Source organism: Spirillospora sp. NPDC127506 (genome assembly GCF_040302145.1).
In the GTDB taxonomy this organism is placed as follows: domain Bacteria; phylum Actinomycetota; class Actinomycetes; order Streptosporangiales; family Streptosporangiaceae; genus Spirillospora.
In genome coordinates, this window is sequence record NZ_JBEORG010000001.1 from 362983 (window position 1) to 386622 (window position 23640).

Consider the following 23640-nt stretch of genomic DNA (forward strand, 5'->3'; position numbering starts at 1 on the left):
ATGCCCGCCTGGAAGGACGACCCCGCCGTCGTCGCCTGCGACCACGGCGCCCGCGACCACGGTGCCCGCGACCACGGTGCCCGCGACCACGGTGCCCGCGACCACGGTGCCCGCCCGGCGGACGCCGTCCTGCGCTGGAGCCGGCGCCTGCTCGACCCCGCGCTGCGGGGGGCGGTCGACGCCATGCCGGACACGGCCCGCCGCATCGCCGCCTACCACTTCGGCTGGCGGGACGAGCGGGGCCGCCCGGCCTCCGGCCCGGCGGGCAAGGCGATCCGCCCCGCCCTCGCGCTGCTCGCCGCGGAGGCGGCCGGCGGGACGGCCGCCTCCGCCCTGCCGGCCGCCGTCGCGGTCGAGCTGGCGCACAACTTCTCGCTCCTGCACGACGACGTCATGGACGGGGACCCGACCCGCAGGCACCGCCCCACCGCCTGGACGGTGTTCGGCACGAACGCCGCGATCCTGGCCGGGGACGCGCTGCTCGCCGCCGCCTACGGGGCGCTCGCGGACGGCGACTCCCCGGCCGTCGCGCCCGGCGTCCGCGTCCTCGCGCGGGCCGTCGTCGACCTGGTCGAGGGCCAGTGCGCCGACCTGTCGTTCGAGGACCGCACCGACGTGACCCTCGACGCGTGCCTCACGATGGCGAACCGCAAGACCGGCGCGCTGATGGGCGCGGCCTGCGCCCTCGGCGCCCTCTACGGCGGCGCGGCCACCGCGGAGGCCGACCGCCTGCGCACCTTCGGTGAACGCTTCGGCCTGGCCTTCCAGCTCACCGACGACCTGCTCGGCATCTGGGGCGACCCCGCCGTCACCGGCAAACCCGTCCGCTCCGACCTGCACAACCGCAAGAAGTCCCTGCCCGTCGTGGCGGCGCTGACCTCCGCGACCCCGGCCGCCGCCGAACTCGCCGACCTCTACCGCCCGCGCGGCGAGCCGCTGTCCGCCGGCGACACCGCCCGAGCCGCCGCCCTCATCGAAGCGACCGGTGCGCGCGCCTGGGCCGCCGCCCACGCCGACACCCTGCTCGCCGAGGCCGAGGAATGCCTGACCGGCATGGCCCCGACCCCGTCCGCCGAACTCCTGACCCTGGCCCGCCTCACGACCCACCGCGACCACTGAGGTTCCGCGGCCTGCCCTCGACGGGTCCTAGCCCTTGATCTGGGTCCAGGCCTGGGCCCAGCGGGAGTAGTCGACGCAGTTGTTGCCGCGGTCGTCGCCGCAGTCCTCGACGGGGGTCTTCCAGAAGGCGAGGCGCCGGTAGAACTCGGGGTCGCCGACGTGGTACGTCGAGCAGAAGCCCTTGGCGGTGTAGCGGCACGCCTTCGGGTTGGCCGGGGCCTCGCCGAACCACTGCGCGACCTCCGCCTGCACCTTGGGAGTGGTGATCCAGTTCATCCACTTGTACATGCAGGTCGGATGCTGCGCCTTCGAGGAGACCATCCAGGTGTCGGACCATCCGGTCGCGCCCTCGGACGGGAGGGTGGTCGCGACGGGCGCCTTGTCCGCGAGGGCCAAGTTGGCGGTCACCTGCCACGCGGTGCCCGCGTAGTTGTAGCCGCTCTTGAACGACTGGAGCTCGTCCAGGTAGTTCGCCCAGTACTGGTTGACCATCGGGCGCTGCTGCTTGAGCAGGTCGACGGCCGCCTGGAACTGCTTCTCCTCCAGCTCGTACACGTCGGTGATCTTCAGGTCGGGGCGGTGCGCCTTCAGGTAGAGGGCCGCGTCCGCGATGTAGATGGGGGAGTCGTAGGAGACGACGTGCCCGGCGGCGGGGGAGTCCTTCTCCCACACGACGCTCCACGAGGTCGGACGTTGCGGGATCTTGTCCGTCCGGTACATGAGCATGTTGGCGCCGTAGCCGTGCGGGACGCCGTACATCGTGCCGTTGACCGAGTTGTACGGCTGGTTCTTCAGGTACTTGGCGATGTCGGCGTAGTTGGTGAGCAGCCCGGTGTTGACCGGCGCGACCAGCCCGCCGTAGATGAGCCGCAGGCTCGCGTCGCCGGACGCCGACACGCCGTCGTACCGGCCGGTCTTCATCAGCGCGACCATCGAGTCGGACGTGTCGGCGACCTTCGTGCGCACCTTGCAGCCGGTCGCCTTGGTGAACGGGGTGACCCAGTCGACGCTCTCGTCGCTGGAGCCGTCCTCGGCGTACCCCGTCCAGGCGACGAGGTCGAGCCGCCCTTCCGGAGCCCCGAGCTCCTGCATCATCGGGATGTCGGGCGGTGTGGCGGCGGACGCGGAGCCGCCGCTGCACCCGCCGGCCAGCGCCGCGGTCGCGGACAGCGCGCCGGCGGCCAGCACCGCCTTCGACCTGCGCGGGCGGGCCGGCGACCGGGCGTTCTTCGTCGCGTGGGGAGAACGAGCCATCACGCTGAGGCATCGTAGGGGTATTTTCGTCCGTCTGTGCACACAAAACGTGATGATCCGGAAACTGTCGACACACGGCGGCGCGCCGTCCTAGGCTCTCCTACCGTTCCCAGGCGACCCGTCCCCCACTCCGGTCCCGTCCGCCCCGCTAGCCGTCCGAACGAGTGAAAGTTCAGCCGCAGTGCCAAATCGAGGCCGCACCACCACGGACTCAGCCGCCGGCCACCGGCGGGTTCCCAAGGCAGCGCGATTCCGGTCCATCCGCTTCAAGGTCATCCTCATGGTCACCGTGTCGGTGGTCTCCCTCGGCGTGCTCTGGGCGTTCGCCGCGAGCATCGCGCTCGGCGAGGGGCTGAACCTCCGGCACGTCAAGACGGTCCAGGAGCACTACGCGTACCCGTCCGGCGCGCTCGGCAGCGCGCTGCAGGCGGAGCGGCGGCTGTCGATGGTGTACCTCGGCGGCCGCGCGGAGGGCGACCGCGCGTCGATGGAGTCCGGCCGGCTCGTCACCGACCGGCAGGCCGACCTGTTCCGCCGGCTCGCGAAGGACGCCGGCGCCCGCGCCGCCGCGCCGGAGAACGCCCGCAAGATCGCCGACAAGATCATCAGCGAGCTGGACGGCCTCGCCGCGCGGCGCCGCGCGATCGACGACGGCACCATCGACCGGGACCGCGCGTTCGCCGGCTACACCGCGCTGATCGGCGACGTCGGCGCGCTGCAGGGCTCGCTCGCCACGCTGGACAACTCCGAGGTCGCCAAGGACGCCCGCAACGAGGCGTCGCTGACCCGCGCCCGCGAGGTCCTCGCGCAGGAGGACGCGCTGCTCGCCGGCGCGCTCGCCGCCGGCCGCATGACCCCCGACGAGCACTCCCGGTTCGTCAAGCTCGTCGGCACGCAGCGCGCCCTCTACGGGTACGCGGCGGCCGAGCTGCGCTCCGCCGACCAGGCGTACTACCAGCGCGTCGTGACGATGCCGGAGTACGCCCGGCTGCGCACGCTGGAGGACCGGTTCGTCGGGTCCGCCCGGCTCGTCAAGAACAGCGCCGCGAACTCCGGGGTGCTGTGGAAGACCACCGCCGACTCCAACCTGACGCGGCTGCGCGGCCTCGAACTCTCCGTGGCCGCGGGCGCCGAGCAGCGCGCGGAGCCGATCGCGGACGGCATCATCACCCGCGTCGTCCTCGCGGGCGCGCTCGGGCTCGTCGCCGTCGTCGCGTCCCTCGTCCTCGCCGTGTGGGTCGCCCGGTCCGTCATCCGCGAGCTGGCCCGGCTGCGCCGCGAGGCGATCGACCTCGCCGACGTCCGGCTGCCCGGCGTGATCCGCCGGCTGCGCCGCGGCGAGGAGGTCGACGTGGCCGCCGAGGCGCCGCCGCTGGCGTTCGGGACCCGCGAGATCGACCAGGTCGGCGAGGCGTTCAACGCGGCCCGGCGCACCGCGATCCAGGGCGCGGTCGAGGAGGCGACGCTCCGCCGCAACGTCAGCGACGTGTTCGTGAACCTCGCCCGCCGCAGCCAGACGCTGCTGCACCGCCAGCTCAAGCTGCTGGACGCGATGGAGCGGCGCATCGAGACGCCCGACGACCTGGAGGACCTGTTCCGCGTCGACCACCTCGCCACCCGCATGCGGCGGCACGCCGAGGGCCTGATCATCCTTTCCGGGCAGGCGCCCGGCCGCGGCTGGCGCAGCCCCGTCGCGATCGTCGACATCGCCCGCGCCGCCGCGTCCGAGGTCGAGGACTACACCCGCGTCAACGTCGCGCCGATGACCCGCGCCGCGATCGTCGGGCCCGCCGTCGCCGACGTCATCCACCTGCTCGCCGAGCTGATCGAGAACGCGACCGCGTTCTCGCCGCCGCACACCACCGTCCAGGTGCAGGGGCAGGCCGTCTCGCACGGCTTCACGCTGGAGGTCGAGGACCGCGGCCTCAGCATGGACGAGGCGAGCCTCGCCGCCGCCAACGAGCGGCTCGCCACCGCCGCCGAGTTCGACCTGTCCGACAGCGCGCAGCTCGGCCTCTTCGTGGTCGGGCGGCTCGCGCGCCGGCACGGCATCAAGGTGACGCTGCGGACGTCCCCGTACGGCGGGATGACCGCGATCGTCCTGCTGCCCGAGGGCCTCGTCGTCCCGGACGAGGGCGACCAGGCGCGGAGCGGGCCCGCCCTCACCACCCGCCGCGCGGAGGACGCGCTGGTCCCCGTCGGCTCGGTCGTCGGCGGCCGGGAGCGCGGCGGATCGGTGCTGCGGCTCCCGGCCGGGCGGCACGCCGCCGCCGCGTCCCAGCCGGGCGACCCGCTCGTCCGGCCCGCCGAGGCGCCCGCCGGTGAGCCGGGGACCGGGCCGATCCCGGCGTTCCAGGACCCGGCCTCGGGGACCGGGCCCATCCCGGTGTTCGACGAGCCCGCCGCGGGCACCGGGCCCATCCCGGTGTTCGGGGAGGACACGCGGCCAGCGGAGACGCCGGCGCCGCGCTCCGCGCCGTCGCCGTGGGGCGACCCGCCCGCCCCGTCCGAGCCCGCCCCGTCGCCGTGGGGCGACCCGCCCCCGCCCGAGCCCGAGCCGCCGGCCGCCAAGCCGGGCGTGCCGCGCTCCCCGCGCGAGGTCCGGCGGCGCCCCCCGGGCGCGTCCGGGGCGGCCGACCGGCCGCCGCTGCCGAAACGCGTCCGGCAGGAGAACATGGCCGCCCAGCTGCGCGAGGACCCCACGGTCACGTCGCCGCGGCCCGCCGCGTCCCGGCCGAGCCGGTCGCCCGAGGAGCTGCGGTCGATGATGTCGTCCATCCAGCAGGGCACCCGGCGCGGCCGCGCCGAGTCCCTCGACAACGAGGAATCGTGACGGACCATGACCGGTCCTGGCAGCGAATGGCTCGATGACGAGGCCGGCCCGATCGTACGTTCGTACGCGCTGACCCGCGGGCGGGCGCGGCCCGCGGCCGGTGAGGGCTTCGACATGATCACGATAGTCTCGACCGCGGCGCGGCCCCGGTCGGGCTCGCCCGGCATCGGCCCCGAGCACCTCGACATCCTGGAGATGTGCGTGCAGCCGCAGCCGGTCGCCGAGATCGCCGCCCGGATGAAGCTGCCGCTGGTCGTCGTGCGGGTCCTGCTCGGCGACCTGCTGCACCACCGGCTCATCACCGCCACCCGTCCCCCACAGGAGAGCCCGCTCTCCAAGGAACGTCTGCTGAGGGAAGTGCTCCATGGTCTCCAAGCCCTCTGAGAACGCCGGCCCCGGCGAGGATTCCGCCCCGGCGGCGCCGGTCGCGGTGAAGATCCTCGTGGCCGGCGGCTTCGGGGTCGGCAAGACCACGCTCGTCGGCGCGGTCAGCGAGATCCGGCCGCTGCAGACCGAGGAACTGCTCACCGACCGGAGCGTCGGCGTGGACGACACCGAGGGCATCGAGCAGAAGACCACGACCACGGTCGCGATGGACTTCGGCCGCATCACGATCCGCGACGGCCTCGTCCTCTACCTGTTCGGGACGCCCGGCCAGGACCGCTTCTGGTTCATGTGGGACGAGCTGTCGTACGGCGCGCTCGGCGCCGTCGTCCTCGCCGACACCCGCCGGCTCGCCGACTGCTTCCCCGCCGTCGACTACTTCGAGAACCGCGGCCTGCCGTTCGTCATCGGCGTCAACTGCTTCGACGACGGCTACGACTACACGACCGAGGAGATCCGGGACGCGCTCGACCTGCGCCCGGACACCCCGGTCGTGCTGTGCGACGTCCGCGAGCGCGCGTCCGGCAAGGAGGTGCTGACGACGCTGGTGAAGCATCTCCTCAGCATCCACGAGGCGCAGAACCCGGCGGGCGCCACCGCGGGGTGATCACCGCGCGGTAGGCTTCCGGCGACATGAACCGGACACGCGCGCGTCTCTCCGACGGCCGCGAGATCGTCTACTACGACGAGGCGCCCGGGCGCGTGCCCGTGCCCGACCCGCGCGGGCTGCCGCCGACCGAGCCGGTCTGCGAGACGCGCCGCGACCCGCTGACCGGCGAGCACGTCACGATCACCGCGCACCGCAACACCCGGACGTTCCTGCCGCCCGCCGACCAGTGCCCGCTGTGCCCGGGCGGCCCCGCTTCGGAGATCCCGGACCCGTCCTACGAAGTCGTCGCGTTCGAGAACCGGTTCCCGTCGTTCGACGTGCGGACGCCGCCCGTCCCGCCGGAGATCGACGGGGTCCCCCGCGCCCGCGGCGCCGGGCGCTGCGAGGTCGTCTGCTTCACCGACGAGCACTCCGCGTCGATGGCGCAGCTGCCCGTCTCCCGCGTCCGGACGATCATCGACGCGTGGGCCGACCGCACCGCCGAGATCGCCGCGGTTCCCGGCGTCCGCCAGGTCTACGTGTTCGAGAACCGGGGCGTCGAGATCGGCGTGACCCTGCACCACCCGCACGGCCAGATCTACGGGTACCCGTTCATCACGCCGCGCACCGAGCGCATGCTGGCGGCGGCCGCCGCGAACCCGGACCTGTTCGGCGACGTCCTGGCGGCCGAGCGCGCCGGCGGCCGCGTCGTCCTGCCGGGCGAGCACTGGACGGCCTACGTGCCCGCCGCCGCCCGCTGGCCGGTCGAGGCGCACCTGATGCCGCACCGGCACGTCCCCGACTTCACCGCGCTGGACACCGCCGAGCGCGACGAGCTGGCCGTCCTCTACCGGGACCTGCTGCGCCGCTGCGACGCCCTCTACGGCACCCCGCTCCCGTACGTGGCGGGCTGGCACCAGGCCCCCGCCGGGACGGGCCTCCGCCTGCACCTGGAGCTGTTCTCCGTCCGCCGCGCCGCCGACAAGATCAAGTATCTGGCGGGCTCGGAGTCGGGCATGGCCGCCTGGATCAACGACGTCTCCCCGGAGGACATCGCCGGCCGCCTCCGCGCCGCGGGCTGATTACAGCTTCGCCGCGCCCCATCGCGTCACACCGCGGCCGAGTTTCCGCGAGTGCGTGGAACGCCGCAGCCGGGTGCCTTACGCTCCCACGCATGCCGGATACCGTGCTCGCGGAACCGCTGGCGGAAGGATCGTTCGACAGCGTCGCCGTCACCGCCGAAGGCGCGCCGCTGGCGTTCACCTCGCAGACGGCGCGGGGCGCGAACGCGGGCCAGCTGTGGGACCTGGCCGCCGGCGCGGCCCTCGGTGCGCCGATCCCCGACTTCCCCGCCGACCGCGCCGACTGGGCGTTCGGCGTCCCCGCGGGCTCGCCGACCGTCGCGTGGACGCACCGCGACCGCGTCCACGTCCAGGACCTCTCCACGGGCCACGAGCCGGTCTTCGACGGCCAGCCCGACCTCGTCGGCCTCGCCGTCCACCACGGCCGGGCCGCGGTCGTCACCGTCTTCGGCCCCGCGAGCGACGCCGAGGTCGTCGCGTGGGACGCGCTCACCGGCGAACGCCTGGCCGAGTTCACCCTCTGGCTGGGCCACCGCACGGCCATCGACCGCTGGATCCTGCACGCGACCCCGGCCACCGGCCCCCTCATCGGCCTGCCCGGCGACTCCGCCGTCAGCCTCCTGGACGTCGAACGCGGCGAGGAGATCGCCGCCCTGCCCGCCGACTACGCGGTGCTGACCCCGTCCCCGGACGGCCTGGTCCTCGTCCAGCCGACCCCGTCCGGCCTGCACGTCCGCGGCCTCGACGGCGACCGCCTCGCGACCCTCGACACCCCGGCCCCCTGCGACCGCGTGGCCGCCTCCCAGGTGGACGGCCGCCTCCTCGTCACGGCCGCCGTCCGCGACGACCCCGGCACCCTCCTGGCCTGGGACGCCGCGACCCCGGCCCCGTCCCACCGCCTGAAGGTCCCGTCCCCCGTCAACGACCTGGCCCTGGCCCCGGACGGCACCCTCCTGGCAGCCACCGACGAGGCCCTCTACACCACCCCCCTGTGCCCCTGACCCCCATCCCTCGCTGGGGGCCGACGTCGGTCACGTGGTCGAGGGCGGACAGGTCTCCGGGGGGCAGGCGGACGGCGTCAGGCGACGTGCTCCTTGTAGCGGGCCAGGGTCAGCGCCAGCGCCTCGGGGCCCGGCATCGCCCACAGCGCCTCGTTGAAGATCTCCACCTCGATCGGGCCGGTGTAGCCGGCCGCGTCCACGGCCTCGCGGAAGCGGCGCAGGTCGATGCGGCCGTCGCCGAGCATGCCGCGCCCCGTGAGGACGCCCTCGGGGAGCGGCGTCACCCAGTCGGCGACCTGGAACAGGGCGATGCGGCCGACCGCGCCCGCGCGGGCGATGCCGTCCCACACGTCCGGGTCCCACCACAGGTGGTAGGTGTCGATCATGACGCCCACCTGGGCGGACGGGAAGGGGGCGGCCATGTCGAGCGCCTGGCCGAGGGTGGAGACGACGCAGCGGTCGGAGCAGTACATCGGGTGCAGCGGCTCCAGCGCGAGCCGGACGCCGTGCTCGCCCGCGCAGGGCGCGATCTCGGCGAGGACGTCGGCGACGCGGGAGCGCGCGCCGTCCAGGTCGCGGGATCCGTCCGGGAGGCCGCCGCTCACCAGGCACAGGACTGGCGCGCCCAGTCCGGCCGCCTCCTCGATGGCGCGGCGGTTCTCGTCCACGGCGTCCGGCCGCTGGAAGAAGCCGCCCCGGCACAGGGACGTGACCTCCAGGCCGTGGTCGCGCATGAGCTGGGCGGTGCGGGCCAGGCCGTACTCGGCGACGGGCTCGCGCCACAGGCCGACGCCGGCCACCCCGGCCGCGGCGCAGCCCGCGGCCAGCTCGGGCATGGGCCAGTGCCGGGTCGTCCACTGGTTCAGGCTGAACCTCATCACGCGGCTCCCCATCACGCGGCTCCCCATCACACGGCTCCTTGGACGGTCAGCCAGGCGCGCATCCGGTGCGCCGCGAGCGCCGGGTCGGGGAAGAGGCCGGCGGCGTCGGCGAGCCGGAACAGGCGCACCATGTGCGGGACGGAACGCGCGGTCTCCAGCCCGCCGACCATGCGGAAGTGCCGCTGGTGGCCGGCCAGCCAGGCGAGGAAGACCACACCGGTCTTGTAGTAGTAGGTGGGCGCCTCGAACAGGTGGCGGGAGAGCGGCACCGTCGGGGCGAATATCTCCTCGTAGGACGAGAGGTCGCCGCAGTCCAGCGCGCGCAGCGCCGCCGCGGCGGCGGGCGCGATGGGGTCGAAGACGCCGAGCAGCGCATCGCTGTGCCCGGCGTCGTCGCCCCTGATCAGCTCCGGGTAGTTGAAGTCGTCGCCGGTGTAGAGGCGGACGCCGGGCGGGAGGCGGCGCCGGAACGCGATCTCGCGGTCGGCGTCCAGCAGTGAGATCTTCACGCCGTCGACGCGGGACGCGTGGTCGCCGATGAGCGCGAGGAGCGCGTCGGCGGCCGCGTCGAGGTCGGGGGAGCCCCAGTAGCCGTCCAGCGCCGGGTCGAACATCGGCCCCAGCCAGTGCAGGACGACGGGCCGCCCGGCCTGCGCCAGCAGCCGCCCGTACACCGCCGCGTAGTCGTCCGGGCCGCGCGCGGCGGCGGCGAGGTGGCGGCTCGCCATCAGGACCGGGACGGCGCCGACCGAGTCGATCACCGCGAGCTGCTCCTCGTAGGCGGCGGTGATGGCGCCGAGCGAGGCGGGGCCCGGCGGGAGCTGGTCGGTGCCGGCGCCGCAGACGATCCGGCCGCCGGTTGAAAGCGCTTCCCGGCCGCTCCGCACGATGAGCTCGCGGGTCGTCGCCCAGTCCAGTCCCATGCCGCGCTGCGCGGTGTCCATCGCCTCGGCGACGCCGAGCCCGTACGACCACAGGTGCCGGCGGAAGGCCAGCGTCGCGTCCCAGTCGAGCGAGTCGCCGCCGGCCACGACGTGCGCGGCGGCGTAGGCGGCCCGCGACGTGCTGGGCCCCGGCGGCGGCGCGTACGCGCGCGGCTCGCCCATGACGTGCGGCGCCGCCAGGCCCGGAAGTTCGATCTTCACAGCTCCGGGACCTCCAGCCGGCGGCCCTCGCGCCAGGCCCGCAGGCCCAGCTCGGCGAGCTGCACGCCGCGCGCCCCCGCGTAGAAGTCCCAGGGGAAGGGGGAATCATTGGCGACGTGCCGCAGGAACATCTCCCACTGCGCCTTGAACCCGTTGTCGAACTCGGCGTTGTCGGGGATCTCCTGCCACTGCGAGCGGAAGTCCTCGGTGGCGGGCAGGTCGGGGTTCCACACCGGTTTCGGCGTCATCGACCGGTGCTGGACGCGGCAGCGCCGCAGCCCGGCGACCGCCGAGCCCTCCGTCCCGTCCACCTGGAACTCCACCAGCTCGTCGCGGAACACCCGGGTCGCCCAGGACGAGTTGATCTGCGCGACGATCCCGCCGTCCAGCTCGAAGATCCCGTAGGCGGCGTCGTCCGCCGTCGCCTCGTACGGCTTGCCGTCCTCGTCCACCCGCTCGGGGATGTGCGTCGCCCCGAGCGCCTGCACCGACCGCACCGGCGCGATCGCGTCCAGCACGTACCGCCAGTGGCAGAACATGTCGAGGATGATGCCGCCGCCGTCCTCCGCCCGGTAGTTCCAGCTCGGCCGCTGCGCCTCCTGCCAGTCGCCCTCGAACACCCAGTAGCCGAACTCGCCGCGCACCGACAGGACGCGGCCGAAGAAGCCGCCGTCGATGAGCCGCTTCAGCTTGAGCAGGCCCGGCAGGAACAGCTTGTCCTGGACGACGCCGTGCCTGATGCCCGCCTCGTCCGCGAGCCGGGCCAGCGCCAGCGCGGTCTCCAGGTCGCCGGCGAGCGGCTTCTCGGTGTAGACGTGCTTGCCCGCCGCGATCGCCGCGCGGATCGCGTCCGCCCGCGCGCCGGTGACCTGCGCGTCGAAGTAGACGTCGGTCTCCGGGCGCGCGAGCGCCTCGGCCAGGTCGGTCGTCCAGGCGGTGAGCCCGTGCCGCTCGGCGAGGCCGCGCAGCTTGGCCTCGCTGCGCCCGACCAGCACCGGCTCCGGCCACAGCACGGTGCCGTCGGCCGTGCGCACCCCGCCCTGCTCGCGGATCGCGAGGATCGAGCGGAGGAGATGCTGGCGGTACCCCATGCGTCCGGTGACGCCGTTCATGACGATCCCGACGGACCTGCGTGCCATCCCGTTCCTCCCCAAACTGCCGTCGATGCGCGCCCCCGGAGGCCGTTCCGGACCGGGTGCTGGGAAAGCGCGTTCAGAAAGCGCTTTCTGAGGTACCGTAAGAGCGGCGCACGGTGCGGTCAAGAGGGAGTCCGCCGGGAACCCGCCGCGCCGGACGAGGGAGTGCGATGACCGAAGCGGCCGAGGAGCGGCGCGCGGACCGCGCCTACGTGACGCTGCAGGACGTCGCCCGCGATGCCGGCGTCTCGCTCGCCACCGCGTCCCGCGTCCTGAACGGGACCTCGCAGGTCCGCGCCGACCTGCGGGAACGGGTGCTCGCGTCGGCGGGTCGGCTCAGCTACACCCCGAACGCGCACGCGCAGGCGCTCGCCGGCTCGTCCAGCACGTCGGTCGGGGTCATCTGCCACGACGTCAGCGACCCCTACTTCGCCGGCGTCGCCCGCGGCGTGATGAGCGCCGCCGCCGAGCACGGGATGCTCGTGATGCTCGCCAGCACGTTCCGCGACCCGGCCCGCGAGATCGAGTACGTGGCGATGCTGCGCGCCCAGCGGGCCCGTGCGATCCTGCTCATCGGCTCCGGCTTCGAGGACCGCGGCTGGGAGCGCTCGATGGCCGCCGAGCTGGACCCCTACCAGCGCACCGGCGGCCGCGTCGCGGTCCTCAGCCGGCACCGCAGCCTCAAGGTGGACGCGGTCCTGCCGCAGAACCGGGAGGGCGCCGCCGCGCTGGCCCGCGCGCTGCTCGACCTCGGCCACCGCGACTTCGGCGTGCTGACCGGCCCGCTCGCGCTGACCACCGTGTCCGACCGGCTCGGCGGCTTCACCGACGCGCTCGCCGACGCGGGCGTCCGCATCCCGCCGGAGCACGTCGTCGAGGCGGCGTTCACCCGCGATGGCGGCTACGCGGCGGCGACCGAGCTGCTGCGCCGCCCCACCCGCCCGACCTGCGTGTTCGCCGTCACCGACGTGATGGCGATCGGCGCCCTGGCCGCGTTCCGCGACAACGGCGTCGCCGTGCCGGACGACGTCTCCCTCGCGGGCTTCGACGACATCCCGATCGTCCGCGACCTGACGCCGCCGCTCACCACCGTCGCGCTGCCGCTGAACGAGATGGGGGAGCGCGTCATGGGCCTGGCGATGCGCGAGCCGTCCCCCCGCCGCAGCCGCATCGAGCGCGTCGCCGGCGAGGTGGTCCTGCGCGCCAGCACGGCCCCGCCCCGCTGAAACGCGAAGAACCCGCCCGGATGGTCCGGACGGGTCTCGATCTATGTGCCGCCTATGTGCCGCTGGGTCAGCGCGCGGCGAGATCCTCCGTGGCGTCGGCCTCCGCGGGACGCTCGGCTTCGGCGTCCGCGGGCCGCTCCGGCCAGGAGTCGATCTTGGTGCGTCGGGGGTTCGCCAGGGCGTTGTCCATTGTTGCTGCTGTCCTCCCAAGTTCGAGCCGTGGCCCAATTACCCGATGTTCTCGGCCGCGAGGCCGCTTTCGCAAAATGGTCTAGACCGCGTCCCTCCCCCGATGGGACGCGACGCGACCGTTAACACCGCTAATGGATCATTCATTCCCGTGCGGGGAAACCCGGTGGCCCCGGCGGCGCCCGCCTGCCACCCTTCTCTTCCATGGACGCAGCCGAACTGATCCGCCTGCAGGACGCCGGGGCCCGCCTGAAGTTCCTGTTCTTCTGGGGTCACCGGACCCCCGGCCCCGGCTACCTCAGCCAGTGGTGGCCGTCCCCCTTCACCGTCGACGGCACGGCCTATGCGACCGCCGAGCACTACATGATGGCCGGGAAAGCCCGCCTCTTCGGCGACGAGGAAACGGCGGCCGCCATCATCGCCGCCGCCGATCCCCGCCGCGCCAAAGACCTCGGCCGCCGCGTCCGGAACTTCGACGAGCAAAGGTGGCGCGACAACCGTGTGGCGATTGTCACAAGGGGCAACGAGGCGAAGTTCGGCCAAAACAAAGAACTCCGCGACTACCTCCTCGGCACCGGCGACCGCGTCCTCGTCGAGGCGAGCCCCCTGGACCGCGTCTGGGGCATCGGCCTCGCCGCCGACGACCCCCGCGCCGGGCGGGTCGCGTCATGGCAGGGCGAGAACCTGCTGGGCTTCACCCTGATGACCGTCCGCGGCGCCCTCCGCTGACCACTCGCCTTCCGCATCTGGGCGCCGCGTCGCCGGGCGCGGGCGGAGCCGGTGGTCAGGGGGCGGCCGGGTCGCGCGAGCCGGCGCGGGTGAAGAGGTAGATGGCGGACGTGCCCAGGCCGGTCGGCTTGGGGATGAGCGGGCGGCGCTCGTCGTAGCGGTCGGATTCGCGGTGCCATTTGAGGATGCCGGCCATCCAGTCGCGGAGTTCGTCGACGTAGGCGGCCAGGGAGGCGCGGGCGGTGTCGTCCAGGCCGAGTTCGCCGGCCAGGGCGGGCAGCTCCCGGGTGGCCAGGTGCTCGAACTGGCGGCGCCGGGACGTGATGAGGTCGTTCACGATGGGCAGCGCCTCGTCGCGGCCGCAGCCGAAGAAGTTCTCGATGGCGAGGACGCCGTTGTTCAGCTCGCCCTCGTACTCGATCTCCTTCTGGTAGGAGAAGCAGTCGTTCAGGAGGCAGGCGACGTCCATCGCGGACGCGTCGATCTCGCGCAGGGTGCGGGTCGCGAAGACCTCCGCGGGGACCTCGTGGGAGTGCTCGATCCGGGAGAGGCTCATCGTCATCTCGGAGCCGAACGTGTGGCGCCGCATCTCGATGTAGTCGACGGGGTCGGGGACGCGCGACTGGAGGTGGTTGTTCAGCTCCCAGAGCCAGCTCTCGACCATGTGCTCGACGGACGCGCGGAACTCGCGGCGGCCCCGGTCGTCCATGGGCAGTGCGGTGCGCGGCCACAGGTCGGCCAGCGCGGCCTCGAAGGGGTTCTCCGGCGGGGGAGTGGCGCCGCAGTCCAGCGGCATGAAGGACGGGATGCGGGCGTTGAAGACCTTCGCGCCCGCCATGTCGCGGTCGCGGTTGAACACGGCGGGGAAGTAGTCGTCGCCGAAGGTGCCGAACGCCAGCCACTGGGTGGCGAGGTCGAGGGCCTCCGGGCTCGCGTCCGGGTCGAGGGAGGCGGCGCAGATCTCCAGCGCCATCCCGGTGAGCCGCTCGGCGCTCCACACCGGCACGGGCGTGCGGGGATGCGGGGAGAACATGCCCATCTCGCGGGCCCACAGGACGACGTTGCGGCCGGCGCGGTCGCGGTGCGGGTTGACGCGCGGCGGGTACGGGATGTCGAACTCCGGCAGCGGCGTCGGCCCCACCTTCTGGAACGGGACGTGCGGGCGGCTGATCCGCGCCGACCTCAGCAGCGCCGGGACGCGCGCGGCCGACATCCCGAGCGACTTCTCGTTCATGTAGCGGCTGGACCGCATGTGCCACTCGTGGCCGCCGGACTGCCAGTCCTGCAGGGCCTTCACATAGGCCGCGACGCTCGCCTGCTCGGACGGGTCGAGCGCGTGGTCGGCGAAGACGTGCGGCAGTTCGGTGAGGGCGGTGTTCTCGAACTGCCGCAGCCGCGAGGTCAGCAGGTCGTTGACCGTGTCGGCGGCGGCCTGCGGCCCCACCTTCAGGAAGTGCTCCATCACCAGGACGCAGTTGTTCACCTCGCCCTCGGACTCGGTCTCCCGCTGGTAGGAGAAGATGTCGTTCCGCAGGTGCACGCCGTCCGCGAAGGTGTCCTTGAGGACGCGCAGCGGCCGCGTGCCCACCACCCGCTCGGGGATCTCCACGCCGGCGGCGTGCTCCGCCAGGTCGGCCGACCAGGGCGCGCCGCCGACCTTGCGCCGCATCTCGATGTACTCGACCGGGTTCGGCAGCCGCCCGCTGCTGATGTTCGACAGCTCCCACAGCGACTCGCGCAGCAGGTTCAGGGTGCTGACGGAGAAGCGGTCGCGCCAGGCGCCGGACTTGGCCGGGACGGTCCGGCCCCAGAGGTCGGCGAGGCCGCGCTCGACGGCGTTCACCGGCTCCGGCGGGTCGAGCGACATGAACAGCGGCAGCCGGTCGAGGTAGGCGCGGGCGCCGTCCTGGTCGCGGGGCTTCTTGAAGACCTCCAGGAAGTGGTCGTCGAAGTAGAACACCCAGACGTACCAGTCGGTGACGAGGTCGAGTTCCGGCCCGTCGCAGTCGGGGTGCGTGTACGCGCAGAGGAGCGCGTAGTCCATCGCCGCGAGCGCCGCCTCGTCCCAGATGTCGGGGGTGCCGGGGTCCCGGTCGTCGTCCAGCATCTTCATCTCGCGCGCCCACGCCATGGTGTGCGTCCGCGCGCCCTCCAGATGCGGGTTCAGCCGGGCGGGGTACGGCACGTAGAAGTCGGGCAGCTCGAACGGTTGCATCGACCGGCCTCTCTGTCGGCTCCGAACGGGACGGGATCCGCTCGGCAACTTACAGCACTCGCAAAGTTACGAAGGGTGATAACTTCCTCTCCGGAATGCTTTGCCCGCCGGGGGGTAAGCCGGAGGTCATGACGGAGTCGAGCGAACCCGCGGAGGTCGGCGACTCGCTGGAGCAGAACCTCCTGCTCGCCCGGCGGGTGGTCGACGCCGCGCAGCAGGAGATGCTGGAGAAGGCCCGGCAGCGCGTCCCGGCGCTGCGGCTGGGCGCGATCGCCGGGGCCTTCGGGGTCCTCGCGACCGCCGCCACGTACCGGATGAACGTGCTGCTGCTGGAGAAGAAGCTGCCGCCCGAGCTGGCGTCCTTCGTCGCGGCCGCCGTCTACGGCGGCGGGGCGGGCGCCGCGGCGGTGGCCGCGTCCCGCAAGTGGAAGGGGCTGCCGGCGCCGCTGCCGACCGACACGGCGCGCCAGGTCGTGGAGATACTCTCCGACTCGGTCTGACCGGGTCCGGTGCCGTCCGGCGCGCTCCGGCCGCGCCCCCGCCGCCGCTGACTCACCTCGCCGCATCGGGGTAGGGGCGCGGCATGGACATGCCTATCCACGCCGACATCACGGTGCACGTGAACGGCGACGAGCACCGGCTGAGCGTCGACACCCGCGCGTCCCTGCTGGACGTCCTGCGCGAGGACCTCGGCCTGACGGGCTCCAAGAAGGGCTGCGACCACGGCCAGTGCGGCGCGTGCACCGTCCTGCTCGGCGGGCGCCGCGCGAACGCGTGCCTCGCGCTGGCCGTCGCCCACGACGGCGCCGAGATCACCACGGTCGAGGGCCTCGCGCGGGACGGGCGGCTCAGCCCCGTCCAGCGGGCCTTCGTCGAGAACGACGCCTTCCAGTGCGGATACTGCACGCCCGGCCAGCTGTGCTCCGCCACCGCCGTGCTGGACGAGGCCGCCCGCGGCTGGCCGAGCGCCGTCACCGGGGACATGGCCGCCGAACCTCCCCTGGACGACGCCGAGATCCGCGAGCGGATGAGCGGCAACCTGTGCCGCTGCGGCGCCTACACCGGGATCGTCGCCGCGCTGCGCGAGGCGGCCGGCGAGCCGGACGGGGCGGCCCGGGAAGGAGCGCGGGCATGAGGCCCTTCGCATACGCGCGGGCGGCGACGGCCGAGGACGCGATGGCCGAGCACGCGGCGGCCCGGGACGGCGACGACGCGCGCTACCTCGGCGGCGGGACGAACCTCGTGGACCTGATGCGGCTCGGGGTGGAGCAGCCCTCGAAGCTCGTCGACGTGACCCGCCTGCCCTACGACCGGATCGAGCGGGACCCGGACGGGACGCTAATCGTCGGCGCCGCCGTCACCAACAGCGCCCTCGCCGCCGACCGGACGGTGCGCGCGGAGTTCCCGATGCTGGCGAGGGCCGTCCTGTCGGGGGCGTCCGGCCAGCTCCGCAACCTCGCGACGGTCGGCGGCAACCTGCTGCAGCGCACCCGCTGCCCCTACTTCCAGGACGCGTCCAAGCCCTGCAACAAGCGGGACCCGGGAAGCGGCTGCCCGGCGCGCGACGGCGAGCACCGAAACCTGGCGATCCTCGGGCACTCGTCCGCGTGCGTCGCGACCCACCCGTCCGACATGGCGGTGGCGCTCGCGGCGCTGGACGCCTCGGTCCGCGTCCGCGGCCGCGGCGGGGAACGGACGATCATGCTGGACGACCTCTACCGGCTGCCCGGCGGCGATCCCCGGCGCGACACCACGCTCGACCGCGGCGACCTGATCATCGGGGTCGCCGTGCCGCCGCTGCGCATGCCGGCGGCGTACCGCAAGGTGCGCGAGCGGGCGTCGTTCGCGTTCGCGCTGGTCTCGGTGGCGGCGGCGCTGGACGTGCGCGGCGGCGTGGTCCAGGACGCCCGGCTCGCGCTCGGCGGCGTCGCCCACCGGCCGTGGCGGGCCCGCGCCGCCGAGGACGCGCTGCGCGGCGCCGCCGCGACCGGGGAGGCGTTCGCCCGCGCCGCCGACGCGGAGCTGGCGGCCGCCGAGCCGCTGCGCGACAACGGATACAAGGTGCCGCTCGCGCGCAACCTGGTCGTGCGGACGCTGACCGACCTGGCGGCCGAGGCGGAGGAGGGGGCATGACGAAACGGCTGGAGAGCCGCGAGAAGGTCACCGGGGCGGCGCGGTACGCCCACGAGTACCCGCTGCGGGACGCCGCGTACCTGTCGGCCGTGCAGGCGGACGCCGGGCGCGGCGAGATCGCGTCCGTGGACACCGCGGCGGCGCGCCGGCTTCCGGGCGTGCTCGCCGTGCTGTCCTGCGAGAACGCGCCCCGGCTCGCGGACCGCTCCGATGGCGAGCTGGCCGTCTTCCAGTCGCGGACGGTCTCCTACCGGGGCCAGTTCGTCGCGGCCGTGGTCGCCGAGACGCTCGAGACGGCGCAGGAGGCGGCGCGGCTCGTCCGCGTCGAGTACGCGGCGGAGGACCCGGACGTCCGGCTCCGCCCGGACCATCCCGGCCTCTACAAGCCCGAGCAGGTCAACGCCGGCCTCCCCGCCGACACCGAGTTCGGCGACCCCGACGGGGCCTTCGGCGCCGCGCACGTGCGGGTGGACGTCACCTACACGACCCCGGCGGAGCACAACAACCCCATGGAGCCGCACACCACCGCCGCCCAGTGGAACGAGGACGGATCCCTCACGCTCTACGAGTCCACCCAGGGGCCGTCAAGCCACCAGCGGACCCTCGCCCGCGTCCTCGGCCTGGACACCGGCCAGGTGCGGGTGGTGTCCACGCACGTCGGCGGCGGGTTCGGGGCCAAGGGCACGCCCCGGCCCAACGCCGTCCTGGCGGCGATGGCGGCGCGCGAGGTGGGACGGCCGGTCAAGTTCGCCGTGCCGCGTCGGCAGATGTTCGCGACGACCGGGTACCGCACCCCGACCATCCAGCGGATGCGGCTCGGCGCCGACGCCGACGGCCGGCTCACCGCGATCATGCACGACGTGGTCGAGCAGACCTCCACGGTCCGCGAGTTCGCCGAGCAGACCGCCGCGCCGACCCGGGTCATGTACCGGGCCGCGAACCGCCGCACGACGCACCGGGTCGTCCGGCTGGACGTCCCGACGCCGTCGTGGATGCGGGCGCCCGGCGAGACGCCCGGCATGTACGCGCTCGAATCGGCGATGGACGAACTGGCCGTCGCCGCCGGCATCGACCCCGTCGAGCTGCGCGTCCGCAACGACGCGGACCGGGAGCCCGAGAGCGGGCTGCCGTTCAGCTCCCGCAACCTCGTCGCCTGCCTGGAGGAGGGCGCCGCCCGGTTCGGCTGGGCCGGCCGCGACCCGGTGCCGGGGACGCGGCGCGCCGGCCGCAGGCTGCTCGGGACGGGCGTCGCCGCCGCCACCTACCCGGCCCGCCGCAACCCCGGCCGGGCGGCGGCGCGGGCCGAGCCGGACGGCACGTTCACGGTGCGGATCGCCGCGTCCGACATCGGCACCGGCGCCCGCACGGCGCTCGCGCTGATCGCCGCCGAGACGCTCAAGGCCGACCTCGGCCGGGTGCGGATGGAGGTCGGCGACAGCTCCTTCCCGAGGGCGTCCGTAGCGGGCGGGTCCAGCGGGACGGCCAGCTGGGGGACCGCCGTCGTGCGGGCCTGCGAGGCGCTGCTCGCACGCCTGAACGGCGCGGGCGCCGTCCCGCCGGAGGGGATCGAGGCGTCGGCGGACACCACCGGCGAGCTAGAGGCGGAGGAGGAGTACGCCCGGCACGGCTTCGGCGCCCACTTCGCCGAGGCCGAGGTCGACATGGACACCGGCGAGGTCCGCGTCTCCCGCATGCTCGGCGTGTTCGCCGTCGGCCGGATCATCAACCCGGTCACGGCCCGCTCCCAGTTCATCGGCGGCATGACCATGGGCATCGGCATGGCGCTGATGGAGGAGAGCGTCATGGACGAGCGGTTCGGCGACTACCTCAACCGCGACCTCGCCCAGTACCACGTCCCGTCCTGCGCCGACGTGCGCGACATCGACGCGGTCTGGGTGGAGGAGTCCGACCCGCACCTGAACCCGATGGGCTCGAAGGGCATCGGCGAGATCGGCATCGTGGGCGCCGCCGCGGCCGTCGGCAACGCCGTCGCGCACGCGTGCGGGGTGCGCGTCCGCGACCTGCCCATCACCCCGGCGAAGCTCCTCCCGCACCTGTGACCGGTGCAGCCCAGTGTGGAGCCGGAGATGACTGATTGAAAAGTTCACTATCAAGGTGATGGGCGTCACGCGGATGGGTATTGATCACGTGCTCGGGGGCGCTCCCTACCCGCGAGGTGATCGCCGTGTACCAGCAGGTCCTCGATCCCATCGCCGACTCGCTCGGCTGGAGTTCACTCGTCGCCGCGCTGCCGCTCGCCGTGCTGTTCGTCCTGCTGGGCGGCCTGCGCATGCGCGCGTGGCTGGCGTCCCTGATCGCCCTGGCCGTCTCGCTGGCCGTCGCGATCTGGGCGTACGGCATGCCCGCCGGGCAGGCGTTCCTGGCCGGCACCGAAGGCGCCGCGTTCGGCTTCTACCCGATCCTGTGGATCGTCATCAACGCGCTCTGGGTCTACAACATCACCGTCACCACCGGCCACTTCGACGTGCTCCGCCGGTCGTTCGCCCAGGTCAGCGACGACAGCCGGCTCCAGGCCGTGCTGATCGCGTTCTCGTTCGGCGCGCTGCTGGAGGCCCTCGCGGGCTTCGGCACGCCGGTGGCCGTCACGTCCGTCATGCTCATCGCGCTCGGCTTCCAGCCGCTCAAGGCCGCCGTCCTCGCGCTCACCGCGAACACCGCCCCGGTCGCGTTCGGGGCGATGGCGACGCCGATCCTCACCCTCGGCAAGGTCACCGGCGAGTCCAGCGACACGCTCGGCGCCATGGTCGGCCGGCAGACGCCGATCCTCGCGCTGTTCGTCCCGCTCGTCCTCGTCTTCATCGTGGACGGCAGGCGCGGCCTCCGCGAGACCTGGCCCACCGCCCTGTTCTGCGGCTTCGCGTTCGGCATCGCGCAGTACGTCACCGCGAACTTCATCTCGGTGCCGCTCGCCGACGTCGTCGCCTCCCTCGTCTCGGCCGCCGCGGTCGTCCTCGTCGTCCGGCTGCGGCCGCAGCGGGCGCTCGCCCGCCCCGCGCCGGTCGCGGGCGGCTCCGTCGACGAGCCCACGCCGGAGTTCGCCGCCCGCGTGGAGGACGGCGGCGAGGACGGCGGCGAGCGCGACTCGCGCGCCGAGATCGCCCGCGCCTACGCCCCCTACGCGATCATCATCGCGGTGTTCGTCATCTGCCAGATCGACCAGGTCAAGGAGCAGCTGGACAAGGCCACGCGCACGTTCTCCTGGCCCGGCCTCGACCTCACCGACCCGGCCGGCAAGCCGCTCGGCCTGCCGACGTTCAACTTCAACTACCTGACCACCCCCGGCACGCAGATGCTCGTCGCCGGGCTGATCACCATGGCCGTGCTCGGCGTCGGCTTCGGCAAGGCCCTGCGCGCCTACTGGACGACCCTCGTCCAGCTCAAGTGGGCGATCATCACGGTGATGGCCGTCCTCGCCCTCGCGTTCGTGATGAACGCGTCCGGGCAGACGGTCACGCTCGGCACCTGGATGGCCGGCGCGGGCGGCGTGTTCGCCGTGCTGTCCCCGATCCTCGGCTGGCTCGGCACCGCCGTGACCGGGTCGGACACCTCGTCCAACTCGCTGTTCGGCGCCCTGCAGGTCACCGCCGCGGACAAGGCCGACCTCTCGACCGTGCTGATGGCCGCCACGAACAGCTCCGGCGGCGTGCTCGGCAAGATGGTGTCGCCGCAGAACCTCGCCATCGCGGCCGCCGCCGTGGGGCTGGACGGCCGCGAGGGCGACATCTTCCGCCGCGTCGTCCTGTGGAGCCTGCTGTTCCTCGCCGGGATGTGCCTGCTGTCGGGCCTGCAGTCCACCGGCGTGCTCGGCTGGATGGTCCCGTGACCGGCGGGACCGGCGGGGGCTACTGCAGGTAGCCCTCCACCTCACCGGCGGGACGGACCTCGGCGTCGTCCGGGTTCTGTCCCGCCGCCAGCCGGGCCCGGCGCTGCCTCAGCAGGTCCCAGCACTGGTCGAGCGCCACCTCGAGCCGGCGCAGCCGGTCCCGGGCCTCGCCGTCGGTCGTCTCGGCGCGTTCGTGCGCCTGCCGCAGTGCGTGCTCCTCCTCGATGAACTCGTTGATCCGGTCCAGAATCGCCTTCTCGTCCATGAAATCCGCCCGGTGGGGTCCATAGGATGCCGACAGGTGAGAGCCTGACATATACGGGGCCGCCCGGGACAGCGGCGCCCCCGTCCAAGGGCGAGGTGCGCGTGACATGACGATCTGGCGGATCAGCGGCGGGGAGGGCGCTCCCGGCTCGGGGGAGCGCGCGGCTCCGCGCTACGACATCGTCGAGCTGGACACCGCGCTGCTGAACATCGCCGCCGCGTCCGGCTCGCCGTGGCTCCGGATGGCCGGCGAGATCGACGTCTCCAACGCTCCCGCCGTCGCCGCCGCGCTGCGGGACGCCCGCACCCGCCTCGCCGGGGACGTCCACGTCGACATGGCCGCGCTCGCCTTCATGGACGTCGCCGGGCTGCGCGTCTTCACCGTGGCGGCCCGCGAGATGCACGACCTCGGCCGCCTCATCGTCCTGCACACGGTCTCGCCGCATATCGACCGGCTCTTCCGCCTGATCGGCTGGCACGCCACCCCCGGCCTGACGATCCACTGCCGCCCGCACCGCTGACCCCGCACTGCTGACCCCCGCACTGCTGACCGGTTCAGGGCCGGTGCGCGAGCGTCATCGGAACACCATGTCCGCGCCTCGGCGCGGCAAACGATGGGGCCGGGGACGGTGTGTTCCCGCAGTATCCCGCTGGTGACCTGTTTGACCACAGAAACCACGGTTACGACGGGTTTTACAGCTCTCCGATTCCAGAGGGGGATCTCATGGCAAGGCGAAGAGAGCGTGCGGACTCGCCGATGTCCGGCGAACAGGCCGCACCCAGGACGCCTGCGGAGGGCGCCGCCACGGCGGCGCCGGGCCGTGGCGCCAATGAGCCCGGCGAGCACGCGCTTTGGGAGGACCGGACGCGCGTCTTCCTGCAGCCCCTCGCGGCACCGTCCATCCTCGGGCTGTTCGGATTCGCGGGCGCGACCATGATGGTCGGCGCCTGGCAGGCGGGCTGGTACGGCAACGCCGGCACCCCGCTCATCCTGTGGCCGTTCGTGCTGTTCTTCGGCGGCCTCGCGCAGTTCCTGGCGGGCATGTGGTCCTACCGGGCGCGCGACGGCCTCGCCACCGCGGTGCACGGCATGTGGGGCGCCTTCTGGCTCGGCTGGGGCGCGCTGTTCATGCTGGTCAGCATCGGCGCGGCGCCCGCCGCGCTGGCACCGACCCTCGGCACCGTCCGGGAGGGCTTCGCGTTCTGGTTCGTCCCGCTGGCGGTGATCACCGGGCTGTGCGCGCTCGCCGCACTCGGCGAGAACATGGTCCTGGCGCTGCTCCTGGCGTGCCTCGCCGTGGGCGCGGGCTTCACGTCGGCGGGCTTCTGGGCGCCGTCCAACTGGAGCCTGGACGTCGGCGGCTGGCTGTTCGTCGCCTCCGCGGTCATCGCCCTGTACGCGGCGGCGGCGATGATGATGGAGAACACTTTCGGACGGACCATCCTGCCCACCGGCAAGTACCGCGTGGCCGGCAACATCCCGGGCGGCCGCGGCGTGCGGCCGCTGGAGTACAAGCACGGAGAGCCGGGGGTGAAGATCGGACAGTGATCTCCGGCGTTTCGCCTTGACATTCCCGTTGCCTTATCCTGGGCCGATCCATGCAGAGTCGTCCCGG

Annotated in this window: 22 protein-coding genes; 15 read left to right on the forward strand and 7 right to left on the reverse strand. The window is 73.5% G+C overall.

Features of this window, described 5'->3' with window-relative positions; genetic code table 11:
• Nucleotides 1-1119 carry a family 2 encapsulin nanocompartment cargo protein polyprenyl transferase gene (locus ABTW95_RS01750; protein WP_500223624.1) on the forward strand — a complete coding sequence of 373 codons (1119 nt, stop codon included), beginning with the start codon at nt 1-3 and terminating at the stop codon, nt 1117-1119.
• Between the two features lie 27 nt (nt 1120-1146).
• On the opposite strand, the gene ABTW95_RS01755 is transcribed toward ABTW95_RS01750, so the two are convergent.
• Nucleotides 1147-2373 (reverse strand): ABC transporter substrate-binding protein, encoded by a 1227-nt coding sequence (locus ABTW95_RS01755; protein WP_500223625.1) that lies wholly within the window; start codon nt 2371-2373, stop codon nt 1147-1149.
• A gap of 280 nt (nt 2374-2653) precedes the next feature.
• Between ABTW95_RS01755 and ABTW95_RS01760 the strand changes: the two genes are divergently transcribed.
• The 5 genes from ABTW95_RS01760 to ABTW95_RS01780 all read left to right on the forward strand — a co-directional run bounded on the left by ABTW95_RS01760 (nt 2654) and on the right by ABTW95_RS01780 (nt 8262).
• Nucleotides 2654-5206: a sensor histidine kinase gene (locus ABTW95_RS01760; protein WP_500223627.1), complete on the forward strand. Its 2553-nt coding sequence runs from the start codon at nt 2654-2656 to the stop codon at nt 5204-5206.
• Nucleotides 5207-5212: 6 nt separating this feature from the next.
• On the forward strand, nt 5213-5590 hold the full coding sequence (locus ABTW95_RS01765) for a DUF742 domain-containing protein (protein ID WP_396447570.1): 378 nt from the start codon (nt 5213-5215) through the stop codon (nt 5588-5590).
• Nucleotides 5571-6197 carry a GTP-binding protein gene (locus ABTW95_RS01770; protein WP_396447569.1) on the forward strand — a complete coding sequence of 209 codons (627 nt, stop codon included), beginning with the start codon at nt 5571-5573 and terminating at the stop codon, nt 6195-6197. Before ABTW95_RS01765 ends, ABTW95_RS01770 begins: the two co-directional genes overlap by 20 nt.
• A 26-nt stretch (nt 6198-6223) precedes the next feature.
• The gene (gene galT, locus ABTW95_RS01775; protein WP_396447568.1) at nt 6224-7261 is read left to right on the forward strand and encodes a galactose-1-phosphate uridylyltransferase; all 1038 of its coding nucleotides are present in this window, start codon (nt 6224-6226) and stop codon (nt 7259-7261) included.
• A 92-nt stretch (nt 7262-7353) separates the two neighbouring features.
• Nucleotides 7354-8262, forward strand: coding sequence for a WD40 repeat domain-containing protein (locus ABTW95_RS01780; RefSeq protein ID WP_396447567.1), 909 nt, complete (start codon nt 7354-7356; stop codon nt 8260-8262).
• Between the two features lie 77 nt (nt 8263-8339).
• Here ABTW95_RS01780 and ABTW95_RS01785 read toward each other — a convergent pair whose 3' ends face one another.
• The 3 genes from ABTW95_RS01785 to ABTW95_RS01795 are packed head-to-tail and all read right to left on the reverse strand — an operon-like array spanning nt 8340 to nt 11427.
• Nucleotides 8340-9140, reverse strand: a complete 801-nt coding sequence (locus ABTW95_RS01785; RefSeq protein WP_500223630.1) for a sugar phosphate isomerase/epimerase family protein — start codon at nt 9138-9140, stop codon at nt 8340-8342.
• Between the two features lie 29 nt (nt 9141-9169).
• Entirely contained in the window at nt 9170-10249 is a 1080-nt protein-coding gene (locus ABTW95_RS01790; protein ID WP_396447591.1) for a dihydrodipicolinate synthase family protein, read from the reverse strand.
• A 35-nt stretch (nt 10250-10284) separates the two neighbouring features.
• On the reverse strand, nt 10285-11427 hold the full coding sequence (locus ABTW95_RS01795) for a Gfo/Idh/MocA family protein (RefSeq protein ID WP_396447566.1): 1143 nt from the start codon (nt 11425-11427) through the stop codon (nt 10285-10287).
• A gap of 167 nt (nt 11428-11594) precedes the next feature.
• Here ABTW95_RS01795 and ABTW95_RS01800 point away from each other — a divergent pair, with 167 nt between their 5' ends.
• On the forward strand, nt 11595-12650 hold the full coding sequence (locus ABTW95_RS01800) for a LacI family DNA-binding transcriptional regulator (RefSeq protein WP_396447565.1): 1056 nt from the start codon (nt 11595-11597) through the stop codon (nt 12648-12650).
• A gap of 67 nt (nt 12651-12717) precedes the next feature.
• Here the strand turns inward: ABTW95_RS01800 and ABTW95_RS01805 are convergent, their stop codons facing one another.
• Nucleotides 12718-12840: a hypothetical protein gene (locus ABTW95_RS01805; protein ID WP_396447563.1), complete on the reverse strand. Its 123-nt coding sequence runs from the start codon at nt 12838-12840 to the stop codon at nt 12718-12720.
• A 203-nt stretch (nt 12841-13043) separates the two neighbouring features.
• Here ABTW95_RS01805 and ybiA point away from each other — a divergent pair, with 203 nt between their 5' ends.
• Nucleotides 13044-13568 carry a riboflavin biosynthesis intermediates N-glycosidase gene (ybiA, locus tag ABTW95_RS01810; RefSeq protein WP_396447562.1) on the forward strand — a complete coding sequence of 175 codons (525 nt, stop codon included), beginning with the start codon at nt 13044-13046 and terminating at the stop codon, nt 13566-13568.
• A 55-nt stretch (nt 13569-13623) separates the two neighbouring features.
• Here the strand turns inward: ybiA and ABTW95_RS01815 are convergent, their stop codons facing one another.
• Nucleotides 13624-15783, reverse strand: a complete 2160-nt coding sequence (locus ABTW95_RS01815; RefSeq protein ID WP_500223633.1) for a terpene synthase family protein — start codon at nt 15781-15783, stop codon at nt 13624-13626.
• Between the two features lie 128 nt (nt 15784-15911).
• Here ABTW95_RS01815 and ABTW95_RS01820 point away from each other — a divergent pair, with 128 nt between their 5' ends.
• From ABTW95_RS01820 to ABTW95_RS01840, 5 genes are all read left to right on the forward strand, one after another.
• Complete coding sequence (locus ABTW95_RS01820; RefSeq protein WP_396447560.1) at nt 15912-16283, forward strand: phage holin family protein; 372 nt, start codon at nt 15912-15914, stop codon at nt 16281-16283.
• A gap of 83 nt (nt 16284-16366) precedes the next feature.
• Entirely contained in the window at nt 16367-16918 is a 552-nt protein-coding gene (locus ABTW95_RS01825; protein ID WP_396447559.1) for a 2Fe-2S iron-sulfur cluster-binding protein, read from the forward strand.
• Nucleotides 16915-17916, forward strand: coding sequence for an FAD binding domain-containing protein (locus tag ABTW95_RS01830; protein WP_500223635.1), 1002 nt, complete (start codon nt 16915-16917; stop codon nt 17914-17916). Before ABTW95_RS01825 ends, ABTW95_RS01830 begins: the two co-directional genes overlap by 4 nt.
• Nucleotides 17913-19976, forward strand: coding sequence for a xanthine dehydrogenase family protein molybdopterin-binding subunit (locus ABTW95_RS01835; protein WP_500223637.1), 2064 nt, complete (start codon nt 17913-17915; stop codon nt 19974-19976). Before ABTW95_RS01830 ends, ABTW95_RS01835 begins: the two co-directional genes overlap by 4 nt.
• Nucleotides 19977-20101: 125 nt before the next feature.
• Nucleotides 20102-21760: an L-lactate permease gene (locus tag ABTW95_RS01840; RefSeq protein ID WP_396447555.1), complete on the forward strand. Its 1659-nt coding sequence runs from the start codon at nt 20102-20104 to the stop codon at nt 21758-21760.
• A 19-nt stretch (nt 21761-21779) separates the two neighbouring features.
• Here ABTW95_RS01840 and ABTW95_RS01845 read toward each other — a convergent pair whose 3' ends face one another.
• Nucleotides 21780-22025 (reverse strand): DUF2630 family protein, encoded by a 246-nt coding sequence (locus ABTW95_RS01845; RefSeq protein WP_396447553.1) that lies wholly within the window; start codon nt 22023-22025, stop codon nt 21780-21782.
• 106 nt (nt 22026-22131) lie between these two features.
• Here ABTW95_RS01845 and ABTW95_RS01850 point away from each other — a divergent pair, with 106 nt between their 5' ends.
• Together ABTW95_RS01850 and ABTW95_RS01855 are read left to right on the forward strand one after the other, a co-directional pair.
• On the forward strand, nt 22132-22545 hold the full coding sequence (locus ABTW95_RS01850; RefSeq protein WP_396447552.1) for an STAS domain-containing protein: 414 nt from the start codon (nt 22132-22134) through the stop codon (nt 22543-22545).
• A 203-nt stretch (nt 22546-22748) separates the two neighbouring features.
• On the forward strand, nt 22749-23573 hold the full coding sequence (locus ABTW95_RS01855; RefSeq protein WP_500223640.1) for an acetate uptake transporter family protein: 825 nt from the start codon (nt 22749-22751) through the stop codon (nt 23571-23573).
• The last annotated feature ends 67 nt before the right edge of the window (nt 23574-23640 follow it).